This window comes from Thalassospira australica, from assembly GCF_044790785.1.
GTDB classification, from domain to species: domain Bacteria; phylum Pseudomonadota; class Alphaproteobacteria; order Rhodospirillales; family Thalassospiraceae; genus Thalassospira; species Thalassospira australica_A.
Map to the genome: position 1 here is coordinate 4,173,208 of NZ_CP085258.1, position 26,781 is coordinate 4,199,988.

The window sequence follows — 26,781 nt, forward strand, 5'->3', positions numbered from 1 at the left end:
ACATGACGCCCGCTGGCAGAAGCCTGTCGGGTCAATATTCGCAGAATTTAAAAAATTTTCGCATCCAGGGAACGATGCGCGCCTCCGCTTGTTTAAAGGGTATGGAATATCGCAAAGCCGTCCAAGACATTGCGCACTGCTTCCTTTATCCTAGATAAAGGCCGAGGATTAAGACCACGAGGTTTTCCATCATGCCCGTTTCCGAACCCGCCAAAAGACAGTGATCATCCATAGCAACAAGTTTTCCAACAGGTTGCATGGGATTTTCACTTTTACGGCAGGTGGTAATGGGGATATGTTGCGGAAGCCCTGTGCTGACCGCACAAACCAATAACGAAAGTCGAGGATCTGTATCATGGCTCTTGAACTCCCTGCACTCCCTTATGCCTATGACGCGCTTGCACCGGTCATGTCGGCTGAAACCCTTGAGTTTCACCATGACAAACACCACAACGCCTATGTTGTGAACGGCAACAAGCTGCTCGAAGGTTCCGGCCTTGAAGGCAAGTCGCTCGAAGAAATCGTTGTTGCATCCTATGGCGATGCATCCAAAGCCGGCCTGTTCAACAACGCTGCCCAGCACTGGAACCATATCGAGTTCTGGCAGATGATGAAGAAAAATGGCGGCGGCAACATTCCGGGCGAACTGGAAAAGAAAATCGTTGAAGATTTCGGCTCGGTCGATGCCTTCAAGGAAGCCTTCATTCAGGCTGGCGTAACCCAGTTCGGTTCGGGCTGGTGCTGGCTGGCCCTCGACAAATCCGGCAAGCTGGTCGTGACCAAAACCCCGAACGCGGAAAACCCGCTGGTCCACGGTCAGACCCCGCTGCTCGGTTGCGATGTCTGGGAACACTCCTATTACATCGATTACCGCAATGCGCGCCCGGACTATGTCAAAGCGTTCATCAACGACCTGGTGAACTGGGAATATGTTGCAGAACGTTTCTCCAAAGCTGGCTAATCAAGCCTGGCTTTGACCATGAATTTAAAAAGCGGCTCCTTCGGGGGCCGCTTTTTTTGTTCAGAACTCATCGGGCCATCGCCGCGCAGTATGCAAGACAGCGATTATCGTGACCGTATTTTCATCCAGGCCATAAGCAACAAGGTAAGGCGTACCATTGACGATCATTTCGCGTGCTTGCTCCACACGTCCGACACGACCTATGAACGGATGGGTAACGAGTTGCGACACTGACCCTGATATCAATTGATAGGTTTTGCGGGCCGCCACCGGATTACGTCCGTCAATGTAATCAAGAATGTCACGCAGATCATCGACAGCCCGACTATCCCATTGAATACGCATCCGGATTATTTGTCAGCGAAGCGTTGTTCAAACCCGGCAAGCACATCGTCATGCCCGATCAGTTTCGCACGGCCTTCGGCAATACTGCGTGCACGCTCGGCAATCAGGTTCACCTGCCACTCCTGATGATCGGCATATTGCCGCAAGGCATCATTAATGATGCTTGAGCGCGTCTGACCAAAGGCATCTGCGAGCTTGTCGAGCCGTTGGCGCAAATCGGAATCGACACGAATGGCCACTGTATCCTTGCTCATAACCGGCTTCCTGTTTGCATTGTCATACAACGTATTCTATCGCATTTTCATCCAAACAAAAACACCGCCGGTTTCCCGACGGTGTTTCATGATCAAAACCGATCAAATGCGTGATCAGATATCGAACTTAATCCCCTGTGCGAGGGGCAGCTCGCGGGAATAGTTGATCGTGTTGGTCGCACGGCGCATATAGCCTTTCCATGCGTCCGAACCCGATTCACGACCGCCACCGGTTTCTTTTTCACCGCCAAATGCACCACCGATTTCCGCACCCGACGGGCCGATATTGACGTTGGCGATACCGCAATCCGAACCAACGGCTGACAGGAACAGTTCGGTTTCACGCAGATCGGTCGAGAAGATGCAGGATGACAGGCCCTGTGGCACACCATTCTGAAGCGCAATGGCTTCTTCAAGCGTTTCATAGGTCATGACATACAGGATCGGCGCAAAGGTCTCGTGGCGCACGGTTTCGGTCTGCGACGGCATTTCGACAACCGCCGGGGTGACATAGTAGGCATTCGGATATTGATCGGCCAACACGCGTTCACCGCCATGCACCTTACCGCCATCTTTTCTGGCACTGGCCAAGGCCGTTTGCATGTTGTTGAAGCTGTCCTCGTCAATCAGCGGACCGACAAGCGTGCCATCGGCAAGCGGATCACCAATCTTGACCGATTTATAGGCGGCAACGATTTTCGGCAGCAATTCGTCTTTGACGTCCTTATGGACAATCACGCGACGCAGGGATGTGCAACGCTGACCACAGGTGCCAACCGCCGAAAAGACCACCGCGCGCACGGTCATATCAAGGTCGGCAGACGGGGTCACGATCATGGCGTTGTTGCCACCCAGTTCCAGGATGGTCCGGCCAAAACGTTCCGCCACACGCGGGGCAACTTCGCGGCCCATGCGGGTCGAACCGGTTGCCGAAACAAGTGCCACATCGTGGCTGTCGGTAAGGGCTTCGCCAATGCGGCGATCACCGATCACCACCTGATGCAGGCCTTCCGGCGCATCACCGAATTTCGCCAATGCCTTTTCAAAGATTTTCTGGCAGGCAAGCGCCACCACCGGCGTTTTTTCCGACGGTTTCCAGATCACCGAGTTGCCGCAAACCAGTGCAAGGGCTGTGTTCCATGACCAGACGGCAACCGGGAAGTTAAACGCCGAAATGACGCCGACAACACCCAACGGATGCCAGTTTTCCATCATTTTATGGCCCGGACGTTCGGACGCGATGGTCAGACCGTAAAGCTGACGCGACAGGCCGACGGCGAAATCGCAGATATCGATCATCTCCTGAACTTCACCAAGACCTTCCTGATAGATCTTGCCGCATTCGAGCGACACCAGACGTCCGAGCGGTTCCTTGGCCGCGCGCAGTTCTTCACCCAGAAGACGGGCCAGTTCACCGCGACGCGGGCCGGGCACCTGACGCCACTGGGCAAATGCCTTTTTCGAACGCGCAATGATGTCGTTCATTTCCGACGGATCGGTTTCGGCGACAGCCGCAATTTCAGAACCATCAACCGGGGTCTGAACCTTAAGCGTACCATTGGAAATCTCGGCCTCGGACAGGCCCAGTTCGGTCAGAATGTTTTTGAAACTCACGGTTAAGCTCCCTTCTTTTTGAATTTTACGGCGATCACGACCGGTCATCCGCATTCGACACCGCTGCCAGCTTTGGCAGCAACTTGCCGATGATCGCAAAGGCTTCATCGACCTGTTCGAACGGAATGGTCAGCGGGGCCAGAAGGCGCACCACATTGGCGTGTTCGCCACTTGGCATCAACAATAGCCCGCTCGCACGGGCCAGTTGCAATAATGTTTGCAGTCGTTTCGGCGACGGGGTGCCGTCATCTGCAATCAGTTCAAAGGCGCGCATCGCGCCAATACCACGCATAGCACCGATCACATGCCCACCGGGCAAATCACGCAGCCAGGCAATATGGGTGGCATATTTTTCGCCAAGCTGCTTGGCACGGTTCAAAATACCGTCCTGCTCCAGCACGTCGAACACACCGGTCGCGGCCGCGCACGCCACCGGATTACCGGAATAGGTCCCGCCCAGACCACCGGGCATCAGGGCATTCATCACATCCTCGGCCCCCGTGATCGCAGCCAGCGGGAAGCCACCGCCAATGCCCTTGCCCATCACGATGATGTCGGGGCAGACATTGGCATGCTCGATGGCGAACATCTTACCCGTCCGGCCAAAGCCCGACTGGATTTCATCGGCGATCAGAACCATGCCATTGGCATCACAAAGACGGCGCAGTTCGACAAGAAAGGCCGCGTGGCACGCCCGAAAACCACCTTCGCCCTGCACGGGTTCGATCACCACGGCACCGATGCTTCCGGGGTCAACTGATACGGCAAACAATCTGGCGATGGCATCCATTGCATCGGCCACCGATACACCGGTTTCACGGCAGGGATATGGCAAATGGTAAACCGGCCCCGGAAGCGACCCCAATCCGGTCTTGTAGGGTTTGGTTTTACCCGTCAGCGCAAGGGTCGCAAGCGTTCGGCCATGAAACGCGCCTTCGAAAGCAATAACACCGGTCCGGCCGGTAAAGGCACGGGCAAGTTTCAGGGCATTTTCCATCGCCTCGGCCCCGGAATTGGTCAGCATCGATTTTGCCGGACCTTCAATCGGGCAGTTTTGCGCCAGCCAATCGGTTACCGCGACATAAGGTTCATGAGGCAACGCGTTAAAGCACGAATGGGTAAAGCGTTCGCATTGCTCGGCCACACGGGCCATGACGACCGGATTGCGATGGCCGGTATTCAATACCCCGATCCCGCCGATGAAATCGATATAACGATTGCCGTCGATATCCCAAGCTTCGGCATTAAGCGCCCGGTCGAGATAAATCGGATGCAGAGTACGAATACCATTTGAAACACTGTGTTTCTGGCGTGCCGTGATGGTGGCGGCATCAATCACGGCATCAGGCGTCTGGTTTGTCATATCGTCACGGGGCATGTGGGGTTGCTCCGGCTTTCATCGTTAAGATATTGATTTCGAATATTCGTTTCGAAATCGATTTAAATTACGTTCAGTTCCAGAACGGGGGCGTTGTCGCGGATGCGCTCATACCCGAACACGGACATATCAAGTGTCTGGTAGTGGCCTGCGACAATCAGTTCCGAAAGACCACGGCCAACTGCCGGGCTTTGCTGCAAGCCATGGCCCGAGAAACCGTTGGCAAAGAAGAAGTTCTTTACCTCTGGATGCGGACCGATGATCGCGTTCTGATCAAGCAGGTTATAGGAATAATGACCGGCCCAGGCATTGACCATCTTGATCGCCTCGAACCGTTCGCAACGCTCGTACAGACCCGGCCAGATGATATCGTCAAACAGGCTGTAATCGACTTCGAAGTCCCAGCATTCCGGATCACGATCCGCAGGCGGCGCAATTCCGGTAATGAAAAGATCACCTTCGGGACGGACATAAAGGCCACTTGGATCAATCAGCATCGGGCAGGCCGCGTTAATGTCGGCCGCATCCCGGCAATCAAACACAAAGATGCAACGTTTGCGCGGCTCCACCGGGATTTCAAGCCCCGCCATGCGGGCAACTTTTGATCCACCGGTTCCCGCCGCGTTAATCAGCGCCCCGCAGCCAAACCGCCGTCCGTCTTTCAGGACAACACCGACAACCTGATTGCCATCGCGCAGCACTTCGACGACTTCGCCGTCGATATAATCAGCCCCCTGACGGCGGGCCTGTTTGCGGAAGGATTGCATCAGGGAATAGGCATCAAACCATCCCTCTCCGGTACGGCCCCAGCAGGCCGCCGCCAGATCGGATGTGTTCATCCACGGATATTTGGCCGCCAGTTCATCAGGCTCCATCCAGACGATGTCGGCCCCCAGCTTGGTCTGGGTTGCGTGATTCTGTCGCAGGATATCGCGGCCGGACTCGGTCGCCAGAACCAGATAGCCCTTTTCATGGAAGGAAATATCGACTTCCGGATCAAGGTCCCGTTTCAGGTTGCGCAGGAATTCAATGCCAAAACCCGACATTTCAATATTGATCGGGGTCGAAAACTGCTGGCGGATCGATGCCGCCGACAGGGTTGTCGAACAGAATTCATAATTCGGGTCTTTTTCAATAACCAGAACCCGGCCCTTGAAATCTTCCCGGCCGGTCAAAAACCACGCGGCGGAGCTTCCGATAACCGCCCCGCCAACAATGATGACATCATAATTTTCGTCGACTGAACCCATGATCGCCTGCCACCCGATAGAATGTTTTGAAACCGGAACGGTATAACCCGTTCCGGCATTCCGGTCTTTTTGCTTCCTTATGCCGCCCTGTTTCCGGCGGTCATTTTAAAGATGCCCTGCGCATTGCTGCTGTCAAACCGAAGATCAAGTTTTTGTTCACCGGTCGTCTCGTCACGGACGTGATCACGGCTGATGAATTCATAGAAGGAACCGGGCACATCACGGGTCACCAGATCACCATTGGCATCGCGCATCTGACGCAGGACACGTGTTGCCTTGAATGCGGTCTGACGCACCGATCCGGTGCTGGAAATTTCGACCTTCTCCTTCATCGGGCGGCCTTTGGCGCGCTGTTCGTCGGCGACCGCCTCGATATCGTCAACCCGATCCGTTGCATGGTTGAACGCATTGCCTTCGGTTGAAATCCACGCCATTTCGGCGGATTCAGCCAACAGTATTTCATAATCGGCCTCGGCTACCGGGCCGTGCTGCGCGCCGAAACATTTGACCAGAACCGGCAGAAGCTTTGTGGCATCGGCAAAGCTGATATTGCCGTTAGCGGCCAGTTGATCAAGCAGGACCTTGGCACCGGGCGACAGCGGATCAACCGATTTGCCAACCGTATTGGCAACCGCCTGCTGGAAGGCGGGGCTGAATTCTTCGACGTGAAGCTCGGACACAAAGAACTGCGCGATCAGTTCCGGTTCATCTGCATGACAAAACGCCCGGCCCGTCATTTTCAGACGCGATAGCGGATAAACACCGGCAACATCAAATCCAAGCGGGGCCAAAATACGCGCGATGGCAACATGACCGCGCGGCAAATCCCCGGTCGCCGGGCCATCGACGGTACGAATGGCACCATGATCGAAAATGATCGGCTCGCCCGCGGCCAGTTTATCCTCGGAATAGACTTTGCCTTCGGGGACCGCTGCCAAAAGGCCATCAAACAGGATCATGTTAAGCGCCTGCGCCATCGTCAGGCGGCTGACTTTTCCGGCCTCGTCCGCAGGATCGGCCAGAAGCCGGTCATTCACATCAATCATGCGAAACAGATAATCGGCCTTTGTCTCGCCAATAACGGCCTTAAGCACCGCGCCAAGCTGGCTGTCTAGCGGGGATTTAACTGGCTGGGGCATTTCTGCCTCTCCTTCCGTAATATTATCAATTACCCGATCAATTTTACTGTCCGGAAGGATCATGTGGTGGCACGAGGGGTTCCGAACCATTGAAATGCTAAGACTTGGCAGGAATTCTCACAAACGATATATTCGCACCATATCATTCCATTTGGTAATGAACTTGGGGATCAAAACACATGCGTCGCGTCCTGCCGTCCCTCACTGCCCTGCAATTTTTCGAAAGCTCTGCCCGGCATCTGAGCTTTACCCGTGCGGCCGAGGAACTGAATGTGACGCAAAGCGCGATCAGCCGCCAGATCAGAGCACTCGAGGAATATCTGGGCCGGGATCTATTTCGTCGGGTGAAAAAGCGCCTGAAACTGACGGCGGCGGGCGAAGCCTATGCCGCACAGGTGCGCGACCTTCTCGACCGGGCAGAGGCCGCAACCTTGCAGGTCATGGCTTATTCCGATGCCGGCGGGATGCTGAATGTCGGCACATTGCCGACCTTTGGCGCGCGCTGGCTGGTGCCGCGACTAGGTGATTTCAAAACCACATGGCCCGATATCCAGCTTAACCTGATCACCCAGACCCGCGAATTCAATTTCACCCGCGAAGGCATCGATATCGCCATCCATTTTGGCGAGGACAACATGCCCGGCTGCGTGTTTCACCGCCTGATGGGTGAAACCCTGATTGCGGTTTGCGCGCCCAAAATCCTTAAGGAAAATGACGATCTGCCGATTGCGCGCGAACGGGTCCGCAATTGCACCCTGCTGCAACATTCCACCCGTCCGCGCGCGTGGCAGGACTGGCTGGCCGCAACCGGTGTTGCGGTTGTGGATGAACTGGCCGGTCCCAGGTTCGAACATTTCCACATGGTGATCCAGGCCGCCGTTGCCGGGTTGGGGCTGGCCCTTCTGCCGGAATTCCTGGTGCGCGAAGAACTTGATAACGGGCGACTTGTCGCCCCCTTTGACGTCTCGATCCCCAACCGGCATGCCTATTACGTTGTTTATCCCGAAGAAAAGGAAAACAACTTTGCGGTTCGGGCCTTCCGCGACTGGATCATCGCGACATGCAGGGCGGAATCAGCACAATCAAACGCCGCGTAATGGCATTAATTATATATAGGCCCGGACGATTTAACGTCCGGGCAATCTGATCTGATGAAGTGATACCCTCAAATGCTATCCACCGATTTTTTCAGCCGATCCCGCACGAAGGGCTGCAATCATCTGAATGCACACAATCGCAAACAGGAAGGACAAGGCCGCCTCCCAGTTGCCAAGCAGATCATGCAGGGCCCCGAACAAAACCGGGCCGACCGCCGCCAGCAAGTAACCGACCGACTGACACATCCCCGACAACCGGGCCGAGGTTTGCGGGTCGACCCCGCGCATCCCCACCAGCGTCAATGCAATACTGATCATCGCCCCCTGCCCAAGCCCCATGCAGAACGCCCAAAGATAGGGAAGTTCGGTCGTGGCAAAAACAAACCCCGGAATACCGATCATCAGCGGAACATGCAAAATGACCATCGCCAGTTTCTTGTTGGCGATCTTCGAATAGATCAGGGGGGCTGCAAACGCGGCCGGAATGCCAAACACGTTAAAGATGGTCAGAAGGGTTGCCGCCTCACCCTCGGAAATGCCGCTATCGATGAAGACCTTCGCGACCCAGGCTGTGCCGGTATAAAACATCAGCGACTGGCACCCGAAAAACAGGGCAAGCCACCATGCTTCAACATTTTTCCACAAGGAAACCTGTGTAACAGAAACGGGTGCCGGCCCCTTGTGGCGATAGCGCAACATTGGCAGCCACAATATGAAGGCAAGGGCGGCAAATACCGCCCAGATCCCCAATGAATACCGCCAATCACCATCCGCCGCATTTCGTATCGGTATTGCAACGAATGCCGCAACAGTCGCACCTGTCGACATGGTAAAGGTGTAAAGCGCTGTGATCAGTGCAACACGGGTCGGGAAACTGCGCCGCACCAGCGACGGGGTCAGCACATTTAAAACGGCAATCGCCGACCCAAGAATGATCGTGCCAACAATCATGATGCCATAACTGCCCGTCGCGCGAAGCCCCTGCCCCACCGCAATAAACAGCAACATGGCCAGAAGGGTTGCCTCCAACCCGAACCGCTGCCCAAGACGCGGGGCAAAGATCGATAACACCCCGAAACTGAGAACCGGGATGGTCGTCAGCAGCCCAAGCTGCACGCCCGAAAGCTGCAGATCAACGCCGACAATCTCGGCAAGCGGCCCCATGGCAACGATACTGCCACGCATGTTCGCAGCCAGCAGCAACAAGGCCAGCAAAAAGCCGATATGCGGACCAAGGTGACGAAATCCGCGCGACGCAGGATCGGCGGATCGCGTGTTTCCGTTCTGCTGCGTTGGGGACACAGCGGACGAAGCTTCAGACGGTGCAACACCATCCTGATATTGGGTCATCGGAATACTCCGGCGAATGTGGTGGCGGGGAAAGCCTGAGTAACTTTGTTATTTATGCAGCAGAAAGATCGATCAAACTGGCAGAATGCCAATCAGAACGCGCATCGCAATCACGACAAACAATATCGCGATGATGCGCTCGATCCACCCGGAATGTGCGCGCAACCACGGCAAAACCGCACCATGCGACAAGCCGACAGCAACAAGGCAGTACCAGGCGGCATCAATTCCCGCGGCGGTGAAAGCCAGCAGGAATTTACCACCCCATTCAAATTCCGGGGACACGAACTGGCTGAACAGGGCAAGGAAAAACAGCGCAATCTTCGGGTTTAGAAACGCGATCATGAAACCGTCGCGCGCCGCCTGGGTCATTGTATCGGCGACCTGCCCACTCTGCTGGGCATCGAACCGTGCGCCTGCCCCTGCCGCACGCCAGGCCTTGATCGCCAGATAGATCAGATAAAGCGCGCCAAGGACGCTGACGATATTGCGAAATGCCGGAACCGTTTGGAAAAGTATGCCAAGCCCGGTCATGGTTATGACGGCATAAAATCCGACGCCCAAGCCATGGGCCACCGCACAGGCAAAACCCGCCTGACGTGATTGCCCGACGGAATATCGCAAAACAACGGCCAGACTGGGGCCGGGCGTCATCGCGCCAAGGATGCAGATTGTCGCAACGGACAACCAGGCCGCAAATGTCATGATGTTTCCCTTGGTCTTTCTGGGATTTTGTTATCGCGCCTAAAGCCGCGCCATCAAGCTAGCGGGATGTCTGAACCGTTTCAACGCAAATGATGTTTCAAAATCGCGTCAATCACCGGTGAAAACGCGTTCGGAATCAAGGCATTCCCCGATGCCTTTTTGTTACCTTATCTGCCGCATTCTCCCCTTAAAGCCGCCAAACCCCTTCCTTAATAGCCGATCAAACTGTTTTTATCGGCGGTTTATCCATTTCCCGGAATGCCGCCGCGACAAAACAAAAAGGGAAGGACATGAGAGAGATGCGACACACAGCCATTACATTGGCCGTTGCGAGCACATTGGGATTATCGGCCTGCAGCGGTTTGGGTGACAGAGATCAGAAAATGCTAAGCGGTGCCGCCATTGGTGCCGGTGTGGGCGTTGTCGGAACAGCCGTCACCGGCGGATGTATTTCCTGCGGGGCGGTCATTGGCGGGGTCGTGGGCACCGGTGCCGGTTATATCCTTCACGAGAATGAGGAACGCCGGAAATGACAGCCGCAAAATGGACACGACGGATTATGGCTGTCGCCATTTCAGCCGGAATTATTGCACCGGTTGCAATTCCGACAACCGCCTTTGCCGACCCGCCGCCCTGGGCACCGGCGCACGGTTATCGTGCAAAGCATAATGATAAACACCACCATCACAGGGATTACGACCGAAGGCATCGATCCGACATGTTCGTGTCGGACGGGAATTTCCTGCGATGCAACCGCGATGTGATTGGCGCACTGATCGGTGGCGGTGCGGGAACGGCAATCGGATCAACAATCGGCAAAGGCAGCGGACGTGACGTTGCAATGATTGGCGGTGCGATTCTCGGTCTTCTGGGTGGATACTCTGTCGGGCAAAGCCTTGATCAGGCCGATGCTGCCTGCACGGGATATGCATTGCAACAAATTCCCGACGGGCAGACAGCGCGCTGGATCAACCCGGAGTCGCAACGCCAGTTCGACATGACGCCAACCCGAACATGGCAAAACACGGCCGGTCGCTACTGCCGCGAATATACGGCAACAACTGTCATTGGCGGAAAGCAGCAGCAAAGCTATGGCACGGCCTGCATGCAGCCTGACGGAAGCTGGCAGATTGTATCCTGATATCCCTGTTCCGGATTACGACTTATACGCGTATCCGCATTCTGACATCTCCCAAAAGACCCGGAAATTCCGGGTCTTTTGCCGTTTGCGGAAACAACCCGGCAGTTGATTATTTATCCAAATCAGTGACTTAAACGGATATCAACTATCTATATCGTAATTTGTTTTACGTTAACGTCACTTTGCGCTACAGTGCCGCCATAATCAGAAAAACAACATCAGCTTCAGAGGGAGGCGTTCGTGGAGGATATCCTCGAATCCGTAAAACAGAAACTTCCGCAATTGCGCGGCCTCAATGCCGTGGTTGCCTTTGATTGCGGTGATGACGGACATATTGTCATCGATGCGACCGGCCCCGAGCCGGAAATCAGTGATGACGATATGAGTGACGCGGACTGCATCCTGAAAATCAAGAAAGCCAATCTGGAAAAGCTGATTGCCGGCAAACTTGATCCGATGCTCGCCTTCACAATGGGCAAGCTCAAGATCAAGGGCTCCATGGGAGTCGCGGCAAAACTTTCATCCATGCTGGATTGATTTCTATCGTCAGGGGAACAGGGATGCGGCACGGCTTTATCAAAAGCACCGTTCTTTGCACTTTGGCCGCCGGATTGGCCGGAAGCCTTGGTGCAACTTCATCGGCGCATGCCGACGAAACACTGAATTATCAGGTCTTGAAGGATGGTGAACCGATCGGCTTTGAAACCGTCGAAATCACCGACACGCCGGATGGTTACACAGCCGCCATCACCACACGTACCGATGTAAAAGTCCTTTTTCTTCAATTCCAGTATGGCCATTCACGCCTTGAGAAATGGCGGAACGATCAGCTTGTGTCTGTTGATACCGACACAAATGATGATGGAACCCCCTATGTCTACAAGGCTGAATATGACGGCGACTGCTATGAAGTCGCTGGCAAGAGGATCGCGAAACGCGATGCCTGTGACGGTGCCTGGCCCCTTACGCTTTGGCGCGAGGACGTCACCACGAAAACAAGCCTTTACAGCGTCATCAATGCCGAACCTTACGCTGTAACAACCCGGAAAACCGGGACAGAAACACTTGCCATCAATAACCGGGAAACACCGGCCACACACTATGTCATGTCCGGGGATGTTCAACGCGATCTTTGGTATGGCGATGACGGCAGGCTTCTGAAAACAAGTTTCAAAAGAAAGGGTTACGACATCGACTTTATCCGGGTCGATGCCAAAGACCTGCAAAAATAAAAGCGGGCGCATAAAGCGCATTCTTCAAAACCGTTATGATCCAGGGAGATACCCATGACGTCCAAATTCAAGAAAGGCTGCCTGTGGGGGGCAGCTTCCGGAACAGCACTTATCTGCGCCCTTGCCGCAAGCGGCAGCGCCCATGCATCAGGCTTTCAGGTCCGCGAAACCAGCGGCACGTTACAGGGTTCCAGCTTTGCGGGCATGTCGACTCTCTCCACCGATGCATCGACCATGTTCTATAACCCCGGCACTGTCGGCCAGTATGATGAGACCAGCTATAGTGTTGGCGGCACACTGATTATGCCTGTGGCAAAGGCCAAGAACATTGAAGCATCAGGTGGGGCGGTCACGAACACCCAAACCTTCAATAACGGCAGCTATAAGGATATGGCACAGGACGCGTTTGTGCCTAACGCTCACGCAGTCTGGAAACTGACCGACCAGTTAAACATGGGTGTTTCAATTACGTCACCTTGGGGGCTGGTAACTGACTATGAGCCTGATTTTGCCGGGCGCTTCTATGGCACAACCTCCAAAATCCAGACCATAAATATCAAGCCGGTACTCGCATACAGGTTTGAAAACGGGCTCTCCCTTGGGCTTGGCCCCCAAATTCAGCAGATGGACGCGTCGCTCGCCCGATCAGTTCCAAATCTTGCCGGTGCCGGTGAAGGAAACAGTGAAGTAAGCGGTGACTCGGTCGATGCTGGCTGGGCTGCCGGTATTAACTGGGAAGTGATTGATGGCACAAAACTCGGTCTCTCCTACAACTCTGAAATCAAGCATAAACTTGACGGCAAGATCGACTTTGATACGGCTGCCAACGCTCTTGGCTATACAGACAGGAATGCAGAGGCAGAAGTTATCACACCAGAATCAGTCACCTTCGGCGTCTCCCAGGAGCTGAACAGTCAGTGGACCGTCATGGCTGACGCGCAATGGACCAACTGGAACTCCATCGACACACTCACCTTCAATTATGACGGCGACATTAGTCCGCAGGCCGGAACCCAAAATTCGACATCTGACGAATATAAATGGGGAAGCGCCTGGTTTGCTTCCCTGGGGGCAAGATACCAATATGACGAGAATTGGTCATTTTCCGGCGGTGTGGCGTTCGATGAATCGCCAATAAAAACCGAGTATCGCAATGTCAGACTGCCTGACTCAGACCGGTATTGGGTTTCGCTTGGGGCTGCATACAAGGTTGCAGACTGGGCGGCCGTAAGCCTTGGATATACACACGTCTTCGCAAACTCGGCACGGGTTGACGAAACGGATACATTCCTTGGCAGCTATGCAGCCGACTACGATGCGCACGTAGACATCATCGCTCTACAGGCGAATTTCAAGTTCTGATCGGTTATACTGTTCGATGCGGGATGGCGGTTGACCATTCCGCGTCGGGCGGTTTTTTTTGCCCGCAAAGTGACGTTAACGTAATGGAGTTAACGCGTATGAACCAGATAAACGTCCAAGATGCGCCTGTCCTGCAAAATGGTGTCGATATCAGCTCGCCGGTGCGCATGCGCCCGGTTCACGAGATTTTTGATGATGCCGCAAAACGTTTTGCCAAGCGCCCGTGCCTTGATTTCCTGGGTCGTATTTACGACTACGAGGATATTTCCAGACAAATTGATCGCGTCGCCGAAGGCTTCCATCAGCTTGGCGTGCGCAAAGGTGACAAGGTCGGCCTTTGCCTGCCCAACACGCCTTATTATGTGATCTGCTACTATGCTGTGCTGAAATGCGGCGGTGTCGTTGTCAATTTCAACCCGCTTTATGCCAAGCGCGAGATCGCCTACCAGATCGAGGATTCCGGTTGCCGCCTGATGGTAACGCTTAATCTGAAGCAGATTTATTCCAAGGTTGCCGATTGCCTTGACGCAACCTGTCTGAAACGGATCGTCGTCTGCGAGATGAGCGATATCCTGCCGCCAGTCAAAAGCGTCCTTTTCAGCCTGTTCAAGCGCAGCGAACTTGCCGAAATCCCCAAAGATCTGCGTCATATCCCTTTCTCCCGACTGATCGACTGCAAACCCATCAATTTCGTCGCAGACGTAACAACCGACGATTTGGCCGTGCTGCAATATACCGGTGGCACCACCGGTCGGCCGAAAGGCGCGATGCTGACGCATGGCAATCTCAGCGCCAATGTCGATCAATTGACCCGCTGGATGCCCGATGCAAATCCGGGGCACGAAGTTACGCTTTGCGTACTGCCGTTCTTCCATGTCTTTGCCATGACCGTGGCGCTTAACACGTCGATCAATCTTGGCGCAGAACTGGTCCTGCAGCCACGCTTCGAACTTGATGCCTTGCTTAAGGCACTGGATAAAAAGAACGTCACGATCTTCCCGGGCGTGCCCACAATCTATACCGCAATCAACAACTCGCCCGAGACATTGAAGCATGACCTGTCAACAATTCGGTGCTGCATTTCCGGCGGCGCGCCCCTGCCGGTCGAAGTCAAACACCGGTTCGAGGAAATTACGGGCGCAAAAGTGGTGGAGGGATACGGCCTGACAGAAGCAAGCCCCGTCTGCACATGCAATCCGGTAAAAGGTGCCAACAAGGAAGGATCAATCGGTATCCCGATGCCCGGTACCGAAATCCAGATCAGGTCACTTGACCGGGCGGATCAGGTCATGCCAACCGGCGAAAAGGGCGAGGTTTGCGTGCGCGGTCCGCAAGTGATGCCGGGATATTGGCAAAACGATGCCGCAACCGAGGCGACCTTTGTCGATGGTTGGCTGAAAACCGGTGATGTCGGCTATTCCGATGAGGATGGATATATTTTTCTGGTTGATCGGCTTAAAGACGTCATCCTGTGCAGCGGTTACAATGTTTATCCGCGTGCCATCGAGGAAGCACTTTACCTGCACGAACAGATCGCCGAGGTCACCGTGATCGGTGTGCCCGATCAGTATCGCGGCCAGGCACCAAAGGCCTTTGTAAGGCTGAAGGATGACGCAACCAACGTGACCGCCGAAGATTTGCGGGCATTCCTTGATGATAAAATCTCGAGAATCGAGATGCCGCGCGAAATCGAAATACGCGACGAACTTCCCAAGACCATGGTCGGCAAGCTGTCGAAAAAAGAGTTGGTCGAGGAAGAACGCCTGAAACGTGAAGGAAAGCCGCAATAATTCAATACGTTAACGTCACACCACACAGAATGGAAAAAATCCAAGTGACGTTAACGTAAACTAATTGACGTAAAGATAAAAATATATACCATAAGGGCGATCAAATGACGAAAATTGACGACCGGTTTTATACCGTTCCCGAACTGGCTGAAAATCTGGGGATCACACCACGCACCATCCGGTTTTACGAACAAAAAGGTCTCGTAGCACCGCAACGCGCTGGCACGACAAGGGTCTATACCCGGCAGGACAGGGCAAGAATGCTGATCATCCTGCGGGGCAAGAGGCTGGGTTTCACGCTGAAAGAGATTGCAGATTATCTGGATCTATATGGCGCAGACCCCACCCAGGCAGAGCAGATCAAGATGCTGCTGACCCGGGTTCGGGAACGGATAGAAGCCCTGGAAGATCAACGCCAGGCACTGGACGTCACTTTGGACGAATTGCGCGAAATCGAACAACAATCGATTGATGCGCTGAAAGAAAAAGGACTCGATCCGGTAGCGTAACAATTGCTTTCCGGAATCGCTGACAGCTCAGGAAGGAATACTTCGCCATGACCAATGCCGTTATTGCCGGATATGTCCGGTCGCCTTTCACCCCGGCACGCAAAGGTGCCCTTGCCAAGGTCCGTCCTGACGATCTTGCTGCACAGGTTGTCAAAGGTCTGGTGGATAAAACCGGGATCGATCCCAACACGATCGAGGATCTCGTTCTGGGCTGTGCCTTCCCCGAAGGCGAACAGGGGCTTAACGTCGCCCGTCTGGTCACTTTCCTTGCCGGTCTGCCCCGTTCGGTCGGCGGTGTCACGGTCAACCGTTTCTGCGGATCATCCATGCAATCAATCCATCAGGCAGCAGGTGCAATCGCGATTGGTGCCGGTGATGCCTTCATCTGTGCCGGTATCGAAAGTATGTCGCGCGTGCCGATGATGGGCTTCAACCCGATGCCAAATCCGGCCCTGTATAAGGAAATGCCCGAGGCATATATGGGCATGGGCGACACGGCGGAAAATGTCGCAACCAAATACAATCTTTCGCGCGCCGATCAGGAAGCCTTTGCCGTGGAAAGCCACAAAAAGGCCGCTGCGGCACAATCCGCCGGTAAATTCGTTGACGAAATCATTCCGATAGAAGGCCCCGATGGCACGATTGCCGAAGATGGCTGCATTCGCGGCGACACCACAGCCGAAGGTCTGGCCGATCTGAAACCGGCCTTCAAGGCAGATGGCGTTGTGACCGCCGGAACATCTTCGCCGCTGACCGATGGCGCATCGGCCGTTCTGGTCTGCTCCGAGGAATATGCCAGGAAACACGGCCTGACCCCGCTGGCACGGATCAAATCCGTCGCGGTTGACGGGTGCCTGCCGGAAATTATGGGAATCGGGCCGGTTGGCGCATCGAAAAAGGCGCTGGCACGTGCTGGTATCAAGGCTTCCGACCTGAATGTCGTTGAACTGAACGAAGCCTTTTCATCACAGGCAATCGCCAGCATTTCCGACCTTGGTCTGGATATCAAAACCGTCAATATCGATGGCGGCGCACTGGCTATCGGGCATCCGCTGGGGGCAACGGGGGCGCGTATCGTTGGTAAAGCCGCCGCCCTTCTGAAACGCGAAGGCGGCAAATACGCGCTTGCCTCGCAATGTATTGGCGGGGGTCAGGGGATCGCGACCATTCTGGAGGCGATGTAATGACCCAAGACATCAAACAGGTCGCCGTTATCGGCGCCGGTGTTATGGGCGCTGGGATTGCCGCCCATATCGCCAACTCGGGCACGCCCGTTCTGTTGCTTGATATCGTTCCCGAAGGATCAAAAAACCGCAACGCGATTGCCGAAGGCGCGGTTGCCAAGATGCTGAAAACCGATCCGGCCCCGTTCATGTCCAAACGTGTGGCAAAGCTGATCACGTGTGGCAATATCGAGGACGACCTTGATAAGCTGGCCAAATGTGACTGGATCATCGAGGCCGTCATCGAACGCCTTGATATCAAGCAGGATCTGTACCGCAAAATTGATGCGATTCGCGCCAAGGGCTCCGTTGTCTCGTCAAACACCTCGACCATTCCGCTTGCCACACTGATCAATGGCATGGGTGACGGATTTGCGCAGGATTTCATCATCACGCATTTCTTCAACCCGCCGCGCTATATGCGTTTGCTGGAACTGGTTGGCTCGGACGTCACCCGAAACGGTGTCATCGATATGGTCGCGAAATTCGCCGATCATAAACTGGGCAAGACCTGTGTCATCTGCCATGACAAGCCGGGCTTTATCGCCAACCGCCTTGGTGTCTACTGGATTCAGGCCGCCATGGTCGAAGCCATGGATCGGGGACTTACCGTTGAAGAAGCCGACAGCGTCATCGGTCGCCCGTTCGGTATTCCCAAAACCGGTGTCTTTGGCCTGATGGATCTGGTGGGTCTGGATTTGATGCCCCATGTGCAATCCAGCATGGCCGGTAGCCTTGATAAATCCGATCCGTTCCACGCAATTTACCGCGAAAGCGATCTGGTCGGAAAACTGATCGCGGATGGCTATACCGGTCGCAAGGGCAAGGGCGGCTTTTACCGTCTGAACCGCGAAGGGGGCGAAAAGGTCAAGGAATCCGTCAATCTTCAGACCGGCGAATTCGCCAGATCGGAAAAAGCCCGCCTTGAAAGCGTTCGTTCTGCCGGCAAAGACCCGCGCAAAATGATGGAAGCAAATGACAAGGGTGGCCTTTATGGCCGTGCCGTGATGGCCAAAACCCTTGCCTATGCCGCCTTCATCGCCGAAGAAGCCGCCAATTCGATTGTCGATGTCGATGACGCGATGAAACTTGGCTATGCGTGGAAAACCGGTCCGTTCGAACTGATGGATGCCATCGGGGTTGATACCCTGATTTCAATGCTTGAAACGGATGGTATCGAGGTCCCGGCATTACTCAAAAAGGCCGCCGGGAAATCATTCTACAAGGTCGAAGACGGCACGCTGTTCTTCCTTGGTTTTGATGGCACATACACCAAGGTCGTCCGCCCGGACGGTGTTCTTCTGCTCGAAGACATCAAACGCAAAGCTGAACCGGTCGTCGGCAACCGCGCCGCATCGCTTTGGGATATCGGTGACGGCGTTGCCTGCCTTGAATTCCATACCAAAATGAATGCCCTTGATGCCGACGTTCTTGGCATGATCAAGACATCCATCCGGACTGTGAAAAAGCAGTTCAAGGCAATGGTGATCTATAACGAAGGCAGCAATTTCTCCGCCGGGGCCAACCTTGGTCTGGCGCTGTTTGCCGCCAATATCGCCGCGTGGCCGGAAATTGAAAACCTCGTTGAAACCGGACAGGAAACCTACAAGGCCCTCAAATATTCGCCCTTCCCGGTTGTCGGCGCACCCAGCGGCATGGCATTGGGCGGGGGCTGCGAGGTCCTTCTGCATTGTGATGCCGTGCAGGCCCACGGGGAAACCTATATCGGTCTGGTCGAACCCGGTGTTGGTCTGATCCCGGCCTGGGGCGGGTGCAAGGAAATGATCCGTCGCTGGTCCGAAAACCCGAAATTCCCCAAGGGCCCGATGGCACCCAGTGCCAAGGCGTTTGAGATCATCTCGGTCGCAACCGTTGCCAAATCGGCGATGGAAGCCAAGGAAAACCTGTTCTTCCGCGAGGCTGACGGCATCACCATGAACCGCAACCGCCTGCTGGCCGATGCCAAGGCGCGCGCGCTTTCAATGGTCGAGGATTACGAAGCCCCCGAAGAATTCACCTATCGCCTGCCCGGCGAAAGTGCGCGGGTTGCCTTCGAGATGGCGGTTGATGGTTTCTATCGCCTGGGCAAAGCCACCGATTACGACCGTGTCGTCGCAGGTGAACTTGCCAGGGTTCTCGCCGGTGGTGACACCGATATAACCGAAGAACTTTCCGAAGACGATATTCTGGAACTGGAGCGCGAAGGCTTCATGCGTCTGGTCCGCAACCAAGGCACCATGGCCCGGGTCGAACATATGCTTCTGACCGGCAAGCCGTTGCGAAACTAGGACGAGGAGGACAGAAAAATGGCCCAATATAAAGCACCCCTGCGCGACATGCGCTTCGTCCTGACCGAACTGTTTGACTATAACGACATCAACCAGATGCCCGGATGCGAGGATTTCACCCCGGACGTCGTCGATGCCGTTCTCGAAGAAGCTGCAAAAGTCTGCGAGGAAGTCCTGTTCCCGATCAACCGTTCGGGTGACGAGGAAGGCTGTCATTGGGATGATGGTGTCGTCACCACACCCAAGGGCTTCAGAGAAGCCTATCAGACCTTTGCCGAAGGCGGATGGACCGGTATTGCCTGCGACCCCGTCTATGGGGGTCAGGGCGCACCGAAAACGATCAATGCCCTGGTCGAGGAAATGATCTGTTCGACCAACCTGTCCTTCGGGATGTATCCGGGCCTGTCCTTTGGTGCCTATGCCGCCCTCCACAGCCACGCCTCGGACGAACTGAAGGATAAATATCTTCCGAAAATGGTCGACGGCACGTGGGCTGGCACCATGTGCCTGACCGAACCGCATTGCGGTACCGATCTTGGCATCATCAAAACCAGGGCCGAACCGCGTGAAGACGGGTCCTATGCCATTTCCGGCACCAAGATTTTCATTTCCGCCGGGGAACATGATCTGACGGAAAACATCATCCATCTGGTTCTGGCAAAACTGCCCGATGCGCCAAAGGGGACCAAGGGTATTTCCCTGTTCCTTGTGCCGAAATTCATGGTTGGCGACGACGGAACCCTTGGGGATCGCAACGCGGTTAAATGCGGGTCGATCGAACACAAGATGGGCATCAAGGCATCCGCCACCTGTGTCATGAATTTTGACGGCGCAATCGGCTATCTGGTCGGTGAACCGCATCAGGGCATGCCCGCCATGTTCACCATGATGAACCAGGAACGCCTTTCGGTCGGCATTCAGGGTCTTGGACTGGGCGAAGCCGCCTATCAGGGGGCGGCGGCCTATGCCCGTGACCGCCTGCAAGGCCGGGCATTGACCGGCCCCAAAAGCCCGGACAAACCCGCCGACTCCCTGCTGGTGCATCCCGATGTGCGCCGGATGCTGCTGACCGCACGCGCGACCAACGAAGGATGCCGGGCGATGGGCATATGGGTGGCGCGCGCGCTTGATACCGCCAAACACCACGCCGATCCGGTCAAACGCGAAGAAGCCGACGAATTCGTGCAGCTCATGACGCCAATCGTCAAGGCCCTGTTCACCGACTGGGGCTTTGATAACACCAATCTTGGCGTTCAGGTCTTTGGCGGCCACGGTTACATCCGGGAATGGGGCATGGAACAATATGTTCGTGACGCCCGCATCGCCCAGATTTACGAAGGCACCAACGGCATTCAGGCGCTTGACCTTGTCGGGCGTAAAATGCCGGCAAAGGCAGGACGTTACCTTCGGCGCTTTTTCCACCCGGTGCAGGAATATATCGAAGCCAACGTCGCCAAGGACGGGCTTGGCGATTTTGTTCAGCCACTGGCAAAGGCCTTTATGCGTCTTCAGCAGGCAACCGGTGAACTGGCCCAACGCGGCATGAAAAACCCGAACGAAGCCGGGGCCGCGGCCACCGAATTCCTGCGCCTGTTTGGCCTTGTCGCGGTTGGCTATATGTGGGCCCGCATGGCCGAAGTCGCCCTTGCCAAAAAGGACGACGATCCGGACGGTTTCTATAAGGCGAAACTGATCACCGCCAAATTCTATATGGAACGCATCCTGCCGCAGTCCGGCGCACTTTTCAGCGCGATGATGGCAGGGTCCGGCACCATGATGGAACTGGACGAGGATCTGTTCTGATCATGCAATCGGGCCGCATCCATCACCTGGCAAACATTGGCACAAGGAGCCTGTCGTGAATCTGATTTTCCGACTGATCCGTGTGCTGGTCTTGTCCTGGTTGCGGCCCGGCCTGCATCCGCTTGATTCGTCTGTCTTGTCATTCCGCGCATGGCCACTGGATCTGGATATCAATGTCCATATGACCAATTCGCGGTACTTCGCATTGATGGATCTGGGACGAACCGAACTGATCCTGCGCAACGGCATTGCCAGACAGATGTTCAAACGCAAATGGCAGCCGGTCGTGTCCGGCTCAACCATGCGGTTCAAGCGCGCAATCAAACCGTTTCAGCGCTTCAAACTCGAAACCCGGGCCCTTTATTGGGATGAAAAGGGTTTCTATCTGGAGCAGCGTTTTATCGCGGAAAACAAGACATTGGCGCTTGGCATCGTAAAGGCCGTGTTTGTCGGCCCCAATGGCATTGTCCCGCCCAAACAGATTTGCCGTCTGATTGGTGCAGATGAAACGTCACCGATAATGCCGGAATGGCTTTCGGGTTGGCCGGACATGGAAACAGCCATCGAGGCAAGGCTTGCCGCCTGACAAAACAACCGGGTGCAAACCCGCGGGAGAATTCACATGACTTCAAATGATGCCGTCCTGCTGTCGATCACCGATCAGATCGCGACGATCACCCTGAACCGGCCGGACCGGATGAACGCGCTTGATCAATCCATGATCGAAGGCCTTGGCGACGCGCTTGACCGGATAGAGGCCGACATTGCCCATATCGGTGCGATCATTATCGAAGGATCAGGCGGCACTTTCATGGCCGGCGGCGATGTGAAGTTCTTTTACGGTCTGTCACAAAACCCGGTGGAAGAATCCCGGCCCCAGATCGAAACCATGATCAACCGTGTCCATGACATCATCATCCGCATCACCGCCCTGCCCCGTCCGGTTATTGCAAAGCTTGACGGGGCGGTTGCCGGGTTTGGCATCAGCCTGATGAATGCATGCGACCTTGCGGTTGCCGCCGAAGAAACCGTTTTCACACTGGCCTATATCCATATCGGCACGTCGCCGGACGGCGGATCGACCCATTCGCTGCCCCGTCTTGTCGGCATGAAGAAAGCCAAGGAAATTGCCCTGCTCGGTGACCGGTTCACCGCGACCGATGCCCACGAATGCGGCCTGGTCAACAAGGTCGTGCCCACCGATCAGCTGGCATCAGAGACGGCCAAATATGCCGCCCGCCTTGCCGCGGGCCCGCGCGATGCACTTGCCCGAACCAAGGCATTGCTCAATACCGCGCTTGAACATGATCTGACCGAACAATTGGAACTGGAAGCCAGGGCTTTCACAAATTGCGCCGGAAGCCACGACTTCCGCGAAGGTGTCAGCGCCTTTGTCGAAAAGCGCAGCCCGCAATTTGGCAAATCATAAATAAGAAAATTCAGGGAAGAAAATCATGGCAAGTCTTGCAGGCAAAACACTGTTCATTACCGGCGCATCGCGCGGCATCGGCAAGGCAATCGCATTGCGTGCGGCACGCGACGGGGCAAATGTCGCGATCATCGCCAAAACCGATGAACCCCATCCCAAACTGCCCGGCACCATTCATACTGCCGCCGCCGAAATCGAGGAAGCGGGTGGCAGGGCATTGGCCCTTAAAACCGATATTCGCGAAGAAGACCAGATCGCCGATGCCGTCGCCAGAACCGTTGATGCCTTTGGCGGGATCGACATCCTGATCAACAATGCCAGTGCGATCAATCTGACCCCGACCCTGCAAACACCGATGAAACGGTTTGACCTGATGTATCAGGTCAACACGCGGGCCAGTTTCGCCTGTGCGCAAGCCTGCCTTCCGCACCTGATGAAATCCGATAACCCGCATATCCTGACCATGTCACCCCCGCCCAACCTGTCGGCACAATGGTTTGCCAATCACACGGCCTATACGATTTCAAAATACGGCATGAGCCTTGTGACGCTGGGCCTTGCTGCGGAGTTCGAAGACGAAGGTGTCGCTGTCAACGCGCTTTGGCCCGTCACCGTGATCGAAACCGCCGCCCTTAACATGATCCCCGGCCTTGAACAGGGGCGTGCGCGTTCCCCCGAAATCCTTGCCGATGCCGCGCACGCCATCCTGACATCGCCTGCGCGCGAGGTTACGGGGGGATTCTTCACCGATGAAAGCGTGCTCGAAGCCATCGGGATCACGGGTTTCGAACAATATAACCTGACACCGGGCAAGGCCCCCTATCCGGATTTCTTCCTTGAACTGGACCGGAACGGCAAAAACGACCCAAAGGTCGCCCGGCTTCTTGAAAAACTGTCTGCGGCCCACAAAGCCGCCTGAACCCTTTTTCGTCGGCGTTGGGGAGTGTGTGCCCTGACGTCATCGGGATCTGATTTCAATCGGGATCAGGTCCCACTCGCCCGCTGAACTCGACCCGCCCTTTGGGCGGGTTCTTTTTTGGCCAGATGCACAAACAACAAAGCACCGCCTTTATGGTGGTGCTTTATCGGGAATGCGCGCATGACGTTGAGTGTAAGACAAGTCAGCGCAAATCTTTAAATTCTCAGGATGCGGCGCGGCGATCCAGCGACTGGCGCGGCATCACGCAACTTTTAAGCGCAGGGGTCGGGCACATCATCTGTACCGACAGGGCAAGCGCCAAATCATTGTTGCTGTGCTCGCGATCCAGAAACCTTTCAGACCACGATTTGTCATAGTTTGCAGACAGGAAAGCACAACGCATCATGGCAAAACCCGACGACCCGAAACAATTGTTCTGGCCACTCAGATCGGCAAACCAGCTTGCGATGGCATCGTGGGCCGCCTGATCAAGAATGTCCTGCATGCTTTCTTTTTCCGTTGTCGCAACGGAGTCCTGCTGCAACGCAGTACGCAGCTCGTTCACCAGACGCTGATGGGCCTGCGGATTATCAACGCTAAACGAGCGCAACCATGCACGCGCGGTCTCGTCGATCAGACGAGTCACAGCGGCAGATTCAAAAGCAGCGTAAGAGAACCCCTTGGAGGCGATGGTCAGGTCAGTCATGTTTATGGCCCCTTCGGGCTAAATGGCGACAATCGATGATTAACTCTTTGGTAAGGATTATGATCACCGAAAAACCGCAGCATATTTTGATCAAATCGGGGCGTTTTTGTGGCGCGACCCATGCAAGAAAATCAATGCACTATGACGAATTAGCAGGCACCTTTGCATTTTCGTCCTTTTTCCCCGCCATGATCTGGTCAAGCGGTTTGACCGGCCACGACAGGATCTTGAGCTTCTCGTCGCGTGTCAGGCTTTCGACCCCCAAACGGGCCAGCTTTTCATAGATGATCCCGATCTCGATCTGGGTACGACGATCAGGTTTACGCGCGGGCAAAAGGGCCGAATGCAATGCGTTGGCAAACGGATCCTCGATCAGGCGCAGCAACCCGTCCTTGACATCTTCATCCGGCGCTTCCGCCGTCAGGCGCGCCAATGTCGCAAGTTCTTCCGGTGATTCGGTTTCTTCGGGTGTGACAAAAAGCTTCATCCGACGCGCGGCACGTCCGATGGCAAGGCTGCTTGACCAGTGCGTCAGCCACGGTGCCAGAACAAGACCGGCCAGAATTGGCGACAGCCACCAGAAGAACGCCGTATCAACAAACAGCGCCACCGCCCCCCAGATAAGGCCAATCACGATGATCGTCCGATGGGTTTTAAGTGCCGCCTTAAACGGCACCCCCGTATCATCGCGTTCCTGTGCGTCCCAGCCAACCTGATTGCCGGTCAGCACCGAAAACACGAACTGTGCGTGCAACATCATCATGATCGGTGCCTGCAATGCAGAATACAGCGTTTCAAGAACACCACTCGCCAGCACCATGACCCCACCGTATTTCTTCCGATCACGGCCGAAACAAACCATCAGGATCGAGATGATTTTGGGCACCACCAGCATACCGATGGTAAAGACCAGCAACACCAGCATCTCGAACGACCGGTCAACCGGCCATTGCGGGAACATCGTGAACTGGCTGGGAAAGAAGCTATAGGTCAGTTGCGTGTTCTGCAGGGTTGCAATCGTCGAAGACAGCAACAGCAAAAGCCACAGCGGCGATGAGCCAAAGCTCATGACCCCCATAAAGAAATGCAAACGGCTAAGCGGCTTGAACCCCGGCGCAAACAGAAGCCGCAAATGCTGCATATTGCCCTGGCACCAGCGGCGATCACGGATCGCATAATCAATCAGGTTCGGCGGCAATTCTTCCCAACTGCCTTCAAGCTGCGGGATCAGCCAGCAACGCCATCCTGCCTTGCGCATAAAGGCAGCCTCGACAAAATCGTGGCTCAGGATATGCCCGCCCATCGGCGGCTTGCCCGACAGAACAGGCAACCCGCAGCAATCAATAAAGGCCTGCACGCGAATGATCGCGTTATGCCCCCAATAGTTCGAACTGCCCATGCACCAGAATGACAAACCGGCCGACATGGTCGGGCCATGAACGCGCGAAATGAATTGCAGGATACGGGCAAACAGGGTCTGACGGCCGGTCGGCTGCGGCGGGCTCTGAATGATCCCGGCATCGGGATTGTTTTCCATCAGATAGGCCATATTCACCATGGCCTCGCCCGACATCACACTGTCGGCGTCAAAAACGATCATATGATCGTAATGCGTCGCATAGGTTTCGCAGAATTCCTTAAGGTTCCCCGATTTGCGTTCGGTATTTTCCGCACGACGGCGGAAGAAGATCTTGCCGCGCGCCTTCAAATCCGCACAGGCCTTGGCCCATGCGACTTCCTCGGCGATCCAGATATCGGGATCACGGGTATCGGACAGAACAAAGAAATCAAACGCATCGATTTCGCCGGTCGCGGCCAGACTTTCATAACTGGCCCGAAGGCCCGCAAAAACACGGTCCGGATCTTCGTTATAAACCGGGATGACAACAACATTCCTGGATCTGAGCGACCCTTTGCGCACAATCGGCTTCAACCGTTTCAGCGTAATCGCATCCAGCCCGAACCCACGCAGGAAAATGCCGACAATCCCGGTAAAGAAGGACACTGAAATCCAGGCAAAGTTGATCGTAAAGAATGCAATCACCACCATTTCCATGATGGTCAACTGATCCGCACCAAGAACGTCCGCCATCAGCCACGCCGCATAGGCCGTCGCAAAAATAGACGCACCAAACAGGAAAAATCGTCGCGATCCGACACCGGGACCATACAGCTTTACGGTTGGATCAAGATGATCCTCATTAACACCATTCTGGGCTGCACTATCGGCCATGGGATCAGAAATCCGGTTCATATGGTTTTACTTTTACCTGAATTCAGTTTGCG

The 26,781-nt window shown here is 55.1% G+C and carries 25 protein-coding genes; 15 read left to right on the top strand and 10 right to left on the bottom strand.

The annotated features are described in order from the left end of the window. Positions 1-355 precede the first annotated feature (355 nt). A complete protein-coding gene (locus LG297_RS19380; protein WP_007088675.1) occupies positions 356-961 on the top strand; it encodes a superoxide dismutase in 606 nt (201 codons plus the stop codon). A 60-nt stretch (positions 962-1,021) separates the two neighbouring features. On the opposite strand, the gene LG297_RS19385 is transcribed toward LG297_RS19380, so the two are convergent. The 6 genes from LG297_RS19385 to LG297_RS19410 all read right to left on the bottom strand — a co-directional run bounded on the left by LG297_RS19385 (position 1,022) and on the right by LG297_RS19410 (position 6,941). Further along, the gene (locus tag LG297_RS19385) at positions 1,022-1,306 is read right to left on the bottom strand and encodes a type II toxin-antitoxin system RelE/ParE family toxin (protein WP_404423207.1); all 285 of its coding nucleotides are present in this window, start codon (positions 1,304-1,306) and stop codon (positions 1,022-1,024) included. Positions 1,307-1,311: 5 nt separating this feature from the next. Beyond that, positions 1,312-1,560, bottom strand: a complete 249-nt coding sequence (locus LG297_RS19390; RefSeq protein ID WP_404423209.1) for a CopG family ribbon-helix-helix protein — start codon at positions 1,558-1,560, stop codon at positions 1,312-1,314. A gap of 114 nt (positions 1,561-1,674) precedes the next feature. Further along, a complete protein-coding gene (locus LG297_RS19395) occupies positions 1,675-3,174 on the bottom strand; it encodes an aldehyde dehydrogenase family protein (protein ID WP_404423211.1) in 1,500 nt (499 codons plus the stop codon). Positions 3,175-3,208: 34 nt separating this feature from the next. Continuing rightward, a complete protein-coding gene (locus tag LG297_RS19400) occupies positions 3,209-4,552 on the bottom strand; it encodes an aspartate aminotransferase family protein (RefSeq protein ID WP_404423213.1) in 1,344 nt (447 codons plus the stop codon). A gap of 62 nt (positions 4,553-4,614) precedes the next feature. Then, a complete protein-coding gene (locus LG297_RS19405; protein ID WP_404423215.1) occupies positions 4,615-5,802 on the bottom strand; it encodes an NAD(P)/FAD-dependent oxidoreductase in 1,188 nt (395 codons plus the stop codon). 77 nt (positions 5,803-5,879) lie between these two features. After that, positions 5,880-6,941, bottom strand: a complete 1,062-nt coding sequence (locus LG297_RS19410; RefSeq protein WP_404423217.1) for a DUF1338 domain-containing protein — start codon at positions 6,939-6,941, stop codon at positions 5,880-5,882. 179 nt (positions 6,942-7,120) lie between these two features. On the opposite strand from LG297_RS19410, the gene gcvA reads away from it, so the two are divergent. Beyond that, entirely contained in the window at positions 7,121-8,038 is a 918-nt protein-coding gene (gene gcvA / locus LG297_RS19415; protein WP_114094701.1) for a transcriptional regulator GcvA, read from the top strand. Between the two features lie 75 nt (positions 8,039-8,113). Here gcvA and LG297_RS19420 read toward each other — a convergent pair whose 3' ends face one another. After that, on the bottom strand, positions 8,114-9,388 hold the full coding sequence (locus LG297_RS19420; RefSeq protein WP_404423219.1) for a CynX/NimT family MFS transporter: 1,275 nt from the start codon (positions 9,386-9,388) through the stop codon (positions 8,114-8,116). A 72-nt stretch (positions 9,389-9,460) separates the two neighbouring features. Beyond that, positions 9,461-10,093 carry a LysE family translocator gene (locus LG297_RS19425; protein ID WP_404423221.1) on the bottom strand — a complete coding sequence of 211 codons (633 nt, stop codon included), beginning with the start codon at positions 10,091-10,093 and terminating at the stop codon, positions 9,461-9,463. A gap of 290 nt (positions 10,094-10,383) precedes the next feature. On the opposite strand from LG297_RS19425, the gene LG297_RS19430 reads away from it, so the two are divergent. From LG297_RS19430 to LG297_RS19490, 13 genes are all read left to right on the top strand, one after another. Next, positions 10,384-10,626, top strand: a complete 243-nt coding sequence (locus LG297_RS19430; protein ID WP_404423223.1) for a hypothetical protein — start codon at positions 10,384-10,386, stop codon at positions 10,624-10,626. Next, entirely contained in the window at positions 10,623-11,234 is a 612-nt protein-coding gene (locus tag LG297_RS19435; RefSeq protein WP_404423225.1) for an RT0821/Lpp0805 family surface protein, read from the top strand. Before LG297_RS19430 ends, LG297_RS19435 begins: the two co-directional genes overlap by 4 nt. Before the next feature lie 240 nt (positions 11,235-11,474). Further along, the gene (locus LG297_RS19440; protein WP_354376876.1) at positions 11,475-11,771 is read left to right on the top strand and encodes an SCP2 sterol-binding domain-containing protein; all 297 of its coding nucleotides are present in this window, start codon (positions 11,475-11,477) and stop codon (positions 11,769-11,771) included. Positions 11,772-11,794: 23 nt separating this feature from the next. Further along, positions 11,795-12,466, top strand: coding sequence for a DUF6134 family protein (locus LG297_RS19445; protein ID WP_404423227.1), 672 nt, complete (start codon positions 11,795-11,797; stop codon positions 12,464-12,466). Between the two features lie 54 nt (positions 12,467-12,520). Continuing rightward, on the top strand, positions 12,521-13,828 hold the full coding sequence (locus tag LG297_RS19450; RefSeq protein ID WP_404423229.1) for an OmpP1/FadL family transporter: 1,308 nt from the start codon (positions 12,521-12,523) through the stop codon (positions 13,826-13,828). Between the two features lie 98 nt (positions 13,829-13,926). Then, a complete protein-coding gene (locus LG297_RS19455; protein ID WP_404423231.1) occupies positions 13,927-15,618 on the top strand; it encodes a long-chain fatty acid--CoA ligase in 1,692 nt (563 codons plus the stop codon). A 104-nt stretch (positions 15,619-15,722) separates the two neighbouring features. After that, positions 15,723-16,127 carry a MerR family DNA-binding transcriptional regulator gene (locus tag LG297_RS19460; protein WP_404423233.1) on the top strand — a complete coding sequence of 135 codons (405 nt, stop codon included), beginning with the start codon at positions 15,723-15,725 and terminating at the stop codon, positions 16,125-16,127. Between the two features lie 47 nt (positions 16,128-16,174). Then, positions 16,175-17,311, top strand: coding sequence for a thiolase family protein (locus tag LG297_RS19465; RefSeq protein ID WP_404423235.1), 1,137 nt, complete (start codon positions 16,175-16,177; stop codon positions 17,309-17,311). Then, the gene (locus LG297_RS19470) at positions 17,311-19,638 is read left to right on the top strand and encodes a 3-hydroxyacyl-CoA dehydrogenase NAD-binding domain-containing protein (protein ID WP_404423237.1); all 2,328 of its coding nucleotides are present in this window, start codon (positions 17,311-17,313) and stop codon (positions 19,636-19,638) included. The genes LG297_RS19465 and LG297_RS19470 overlap by 1 nt, the downstream gene beginning before the upstream one ends. An 18-nt stretch (positions 19,639-19,656) precedes the next feature. Next, entirely contained in the window at positions 19,657-21,441 is a 1,785-nt protein-coding gene (locus LG297_RS19475; protein WP_404423239.1) for an acyl-CoA dehydrogenase C-terminal domain-containing protein, read from the top strand. Positions 21,442-21,496: 55 nt separating this feature from the next. Continuing rightward, positions 21,497-22,027, top strand: a complete 531-nt coding sequence (locus LG297_RS19480; protein WP_404423241.1) for an acyl-CoA thioesterase — start codon at positions 21,497-21,499, stop codon at positions 22,025-22,027. 36 nt (positions 22,028-22,063) lie between these two features. Beyond that, positions 22,064-22,870 (top strand): enoyl-CoA hydratase, encoded by an 807-nt coding sequence (locus LG297_RS19485; protein ID WP_404423243.1) that lies wholly within the window; start codon positions 22,064-22,066, stop codon positions 22,868-22,870. Positions 22,871-22,895: 25 nt separating this feature from the next. After that, positions 22,896-23,789 (top strand): SDR family oxidoreductase, encoded by an 894-nt coding sequence (locus LG297_RS19490; protein WP_404423245.1) that lies wholly within the window; start codon positions 22,896-22,898, stop codon positions 23,787-23,789. A gap of 223 nt (positions 23,790-24,012) precedes the next feature. Here LG297_RS19490 and LG297_RS19495 read toward each other — a convergent pair whose 3' ends face one another. Beyond that, the gene (locus LG297_RS19495; RefSeq protein ID WP_404423247.1) at positions 24,013-24,495 is read right to left on the bottom strand and encodes a hypothetical protein; all 483 of its coding nucleotides are present in this window, start codon (positions 24,493-24,495) and stop codon (positions 24,013-24,015) included. 139 nt (positions 24,496-24,634) lie between these two features. Continuing rightward, the gene (mdoH, locus tag LG297_RS19500) at positions 24,635-26,728 is read right to left on the bottom strand and encodes a glucans biosynthesis glucosyltransferase MdoH (protein ID WP_404423249.1); all 2,094 of its coding nucleotides are present in this window, start codon (positions 26,726-26,728) and stop codon (positions 24,635-24,637) included. Positions 26,729-26,781: the final 53 nt, after the last annotated feature.

Excerpts from the sequence above, each read along its gene's own strand:
- LG297_RS19380 (WP_007088675.1), top strand. The coding sequence starts at position 356 with ATGGCTCTTGAACTCCCTGCACTCCCTTATGCCTATGACGCGCTTGCA.
- LG297_RS19385 (WP_404423207.1), bottom strand. The coding sequence starts at position 1,306 with ATGCGTATTCAATGGGATAGTCGGGCTGTCGATGATCTGCGTGACATT.
- LG297_RS19390 (WP_404423209.1), bottom strand. The coding sequence starts at position 1,560 with ATGAGCAAGGATACAGTGGCCATTCGTGTCGATTCCGATTTGCGCCAA.
- LG297_RS19400 (WP_404423213.1), bottom strand. The coding sequence starts at position 4,552 with ATGCCCCGTGACGATATGACAAACCAGACGCCTGATGCCGTGATTGAT.
- LG297_RS19405 (WP_404423215.1), bottom strand. The coding sequence starts at position 5,802 with ATGGGTTCAGTCGACGAAAATTATGATGTCATCATTGTTGGCGGGGCG.
- LG297_RS19410 (WP_404423217.1), bottom strand. The coding sequence starts at position 6,941 with ATGCCCCAGCCAGTTAAATCCCCGCTAGACAGCCAGCTTGGCGCGGTG.
- gcvA (WP_114094701.1), top strand. The coding sequence starts at position 7,121 with ATGCGTCGCGTCCTGCCGTCCCTCACTGCCCTGCAATTTTTCGAAAGC.
- LG297_RS19420 (WP_404423219.1), bottom strand. The coding sequence starts at position 9,388 with ATGACCCAATATCAGGATGGTGTTGCACCGTCTGAAGCTTCGTCCGCT.
- LG297_RS19425 (WP_404423221.1), bottom strand. The coding sequence starts at position 10,093 with ATGACATTTGCGGCCTGGTTGTCCGTTGCGACAATCTGCATCCTTGGC.
- LG297_RS19430 (WP_404423223.1), top strand. The coding sequence starts at position 10,384 with ATGAGAGAGATGCGACACACAGCCATTACATTGGCCGTTGCGAGCACA.
- LG297_RS19435 (WP_404423225.1), top strand. The coding sequence starts at position 10,623 with ATGACAGCCGCAAAATGGACACGACGGATTATGGCTGTCGCCATTTCA.
- LG297_RS19445 (WP_404423227.1), top strand. The coding sequence starts at position 11,795 with ATGCGGCACGGCTTTATCAAAAGCACCGTTCTTTGCACTTTGGCCGCC.
- LG297_RS19450 (WP_404423229.1), top strand. The coding sequence starts at position 12,521 with ATGACGTCCAAATTCAAGAAAGGCTGCCTGTGGGGGGCAGCTTCCGGA.
- LG297_RS19455 (WP_404423231.1), top strand. The coding sequence starts at position 13,927 with ATGAACCAGATAAACGTCCAAGATGCGCCTGTCCTGCAAAATGGTGTC.
- LG297_RS19460 (WP_404423233.1), top strand. The coding sequence starts at position 15,723 with ATGACGAAAATTGACGACCGGTTTTATACCGTTCCCGAACTGGCTGAA.
- LG297_RS19465 (WP_404423235.1), top strand. The coding sequence starts at position 16,175 with ATGACCAATGCCGTTATTGCCGGATATGTCCGGTCGCCTTTCACCCCG.
- LG297_RS19470 (WP_404423237.1), top strand. The coding sequence starts at position 17,311 with ATGACCCAAGACATCAAACAGGTCGCCGTTATCGGCGCCGGTGTTATG.
- LG297_RS19475 (WP_404423239.1), top strand. The coding sequence starts at position 19,657 with ATGGCCCAATATAAAGCACCCCTGCGCGACATGCGCTTCGTCCTGACC.
- LG297_RS19485 (WP_404423243.1), top strand. The coding sequence starts at position 22,064 with ATGACTTCAAATGATGCCGTCCTGCTGTCGATCACCGATCAGATCGCG.
- LG297_RS19490 (WP_404423245.1), top strand. The coding sequence starts at position 22,896 with ATGGCAAGTCTTGCAGGCAAAACACTGTTCATTACCGGCGCATCGCGC.
- LG297_RS19495 (WP_404423247.1), bottom strand. The coding sequence starts at position 24,495 with ATGACTGACCTGACCATCGCCTCCAAGGGGTTCTCTTACGCTGCTTTT.
- mdoH (WP_404423249.1), bottom strand. The coding sequence starts at position 26,728 with ATGGCCGATAGTGCAGCCCAGAATGGTGTTAATGAGGATCATCTTGAT.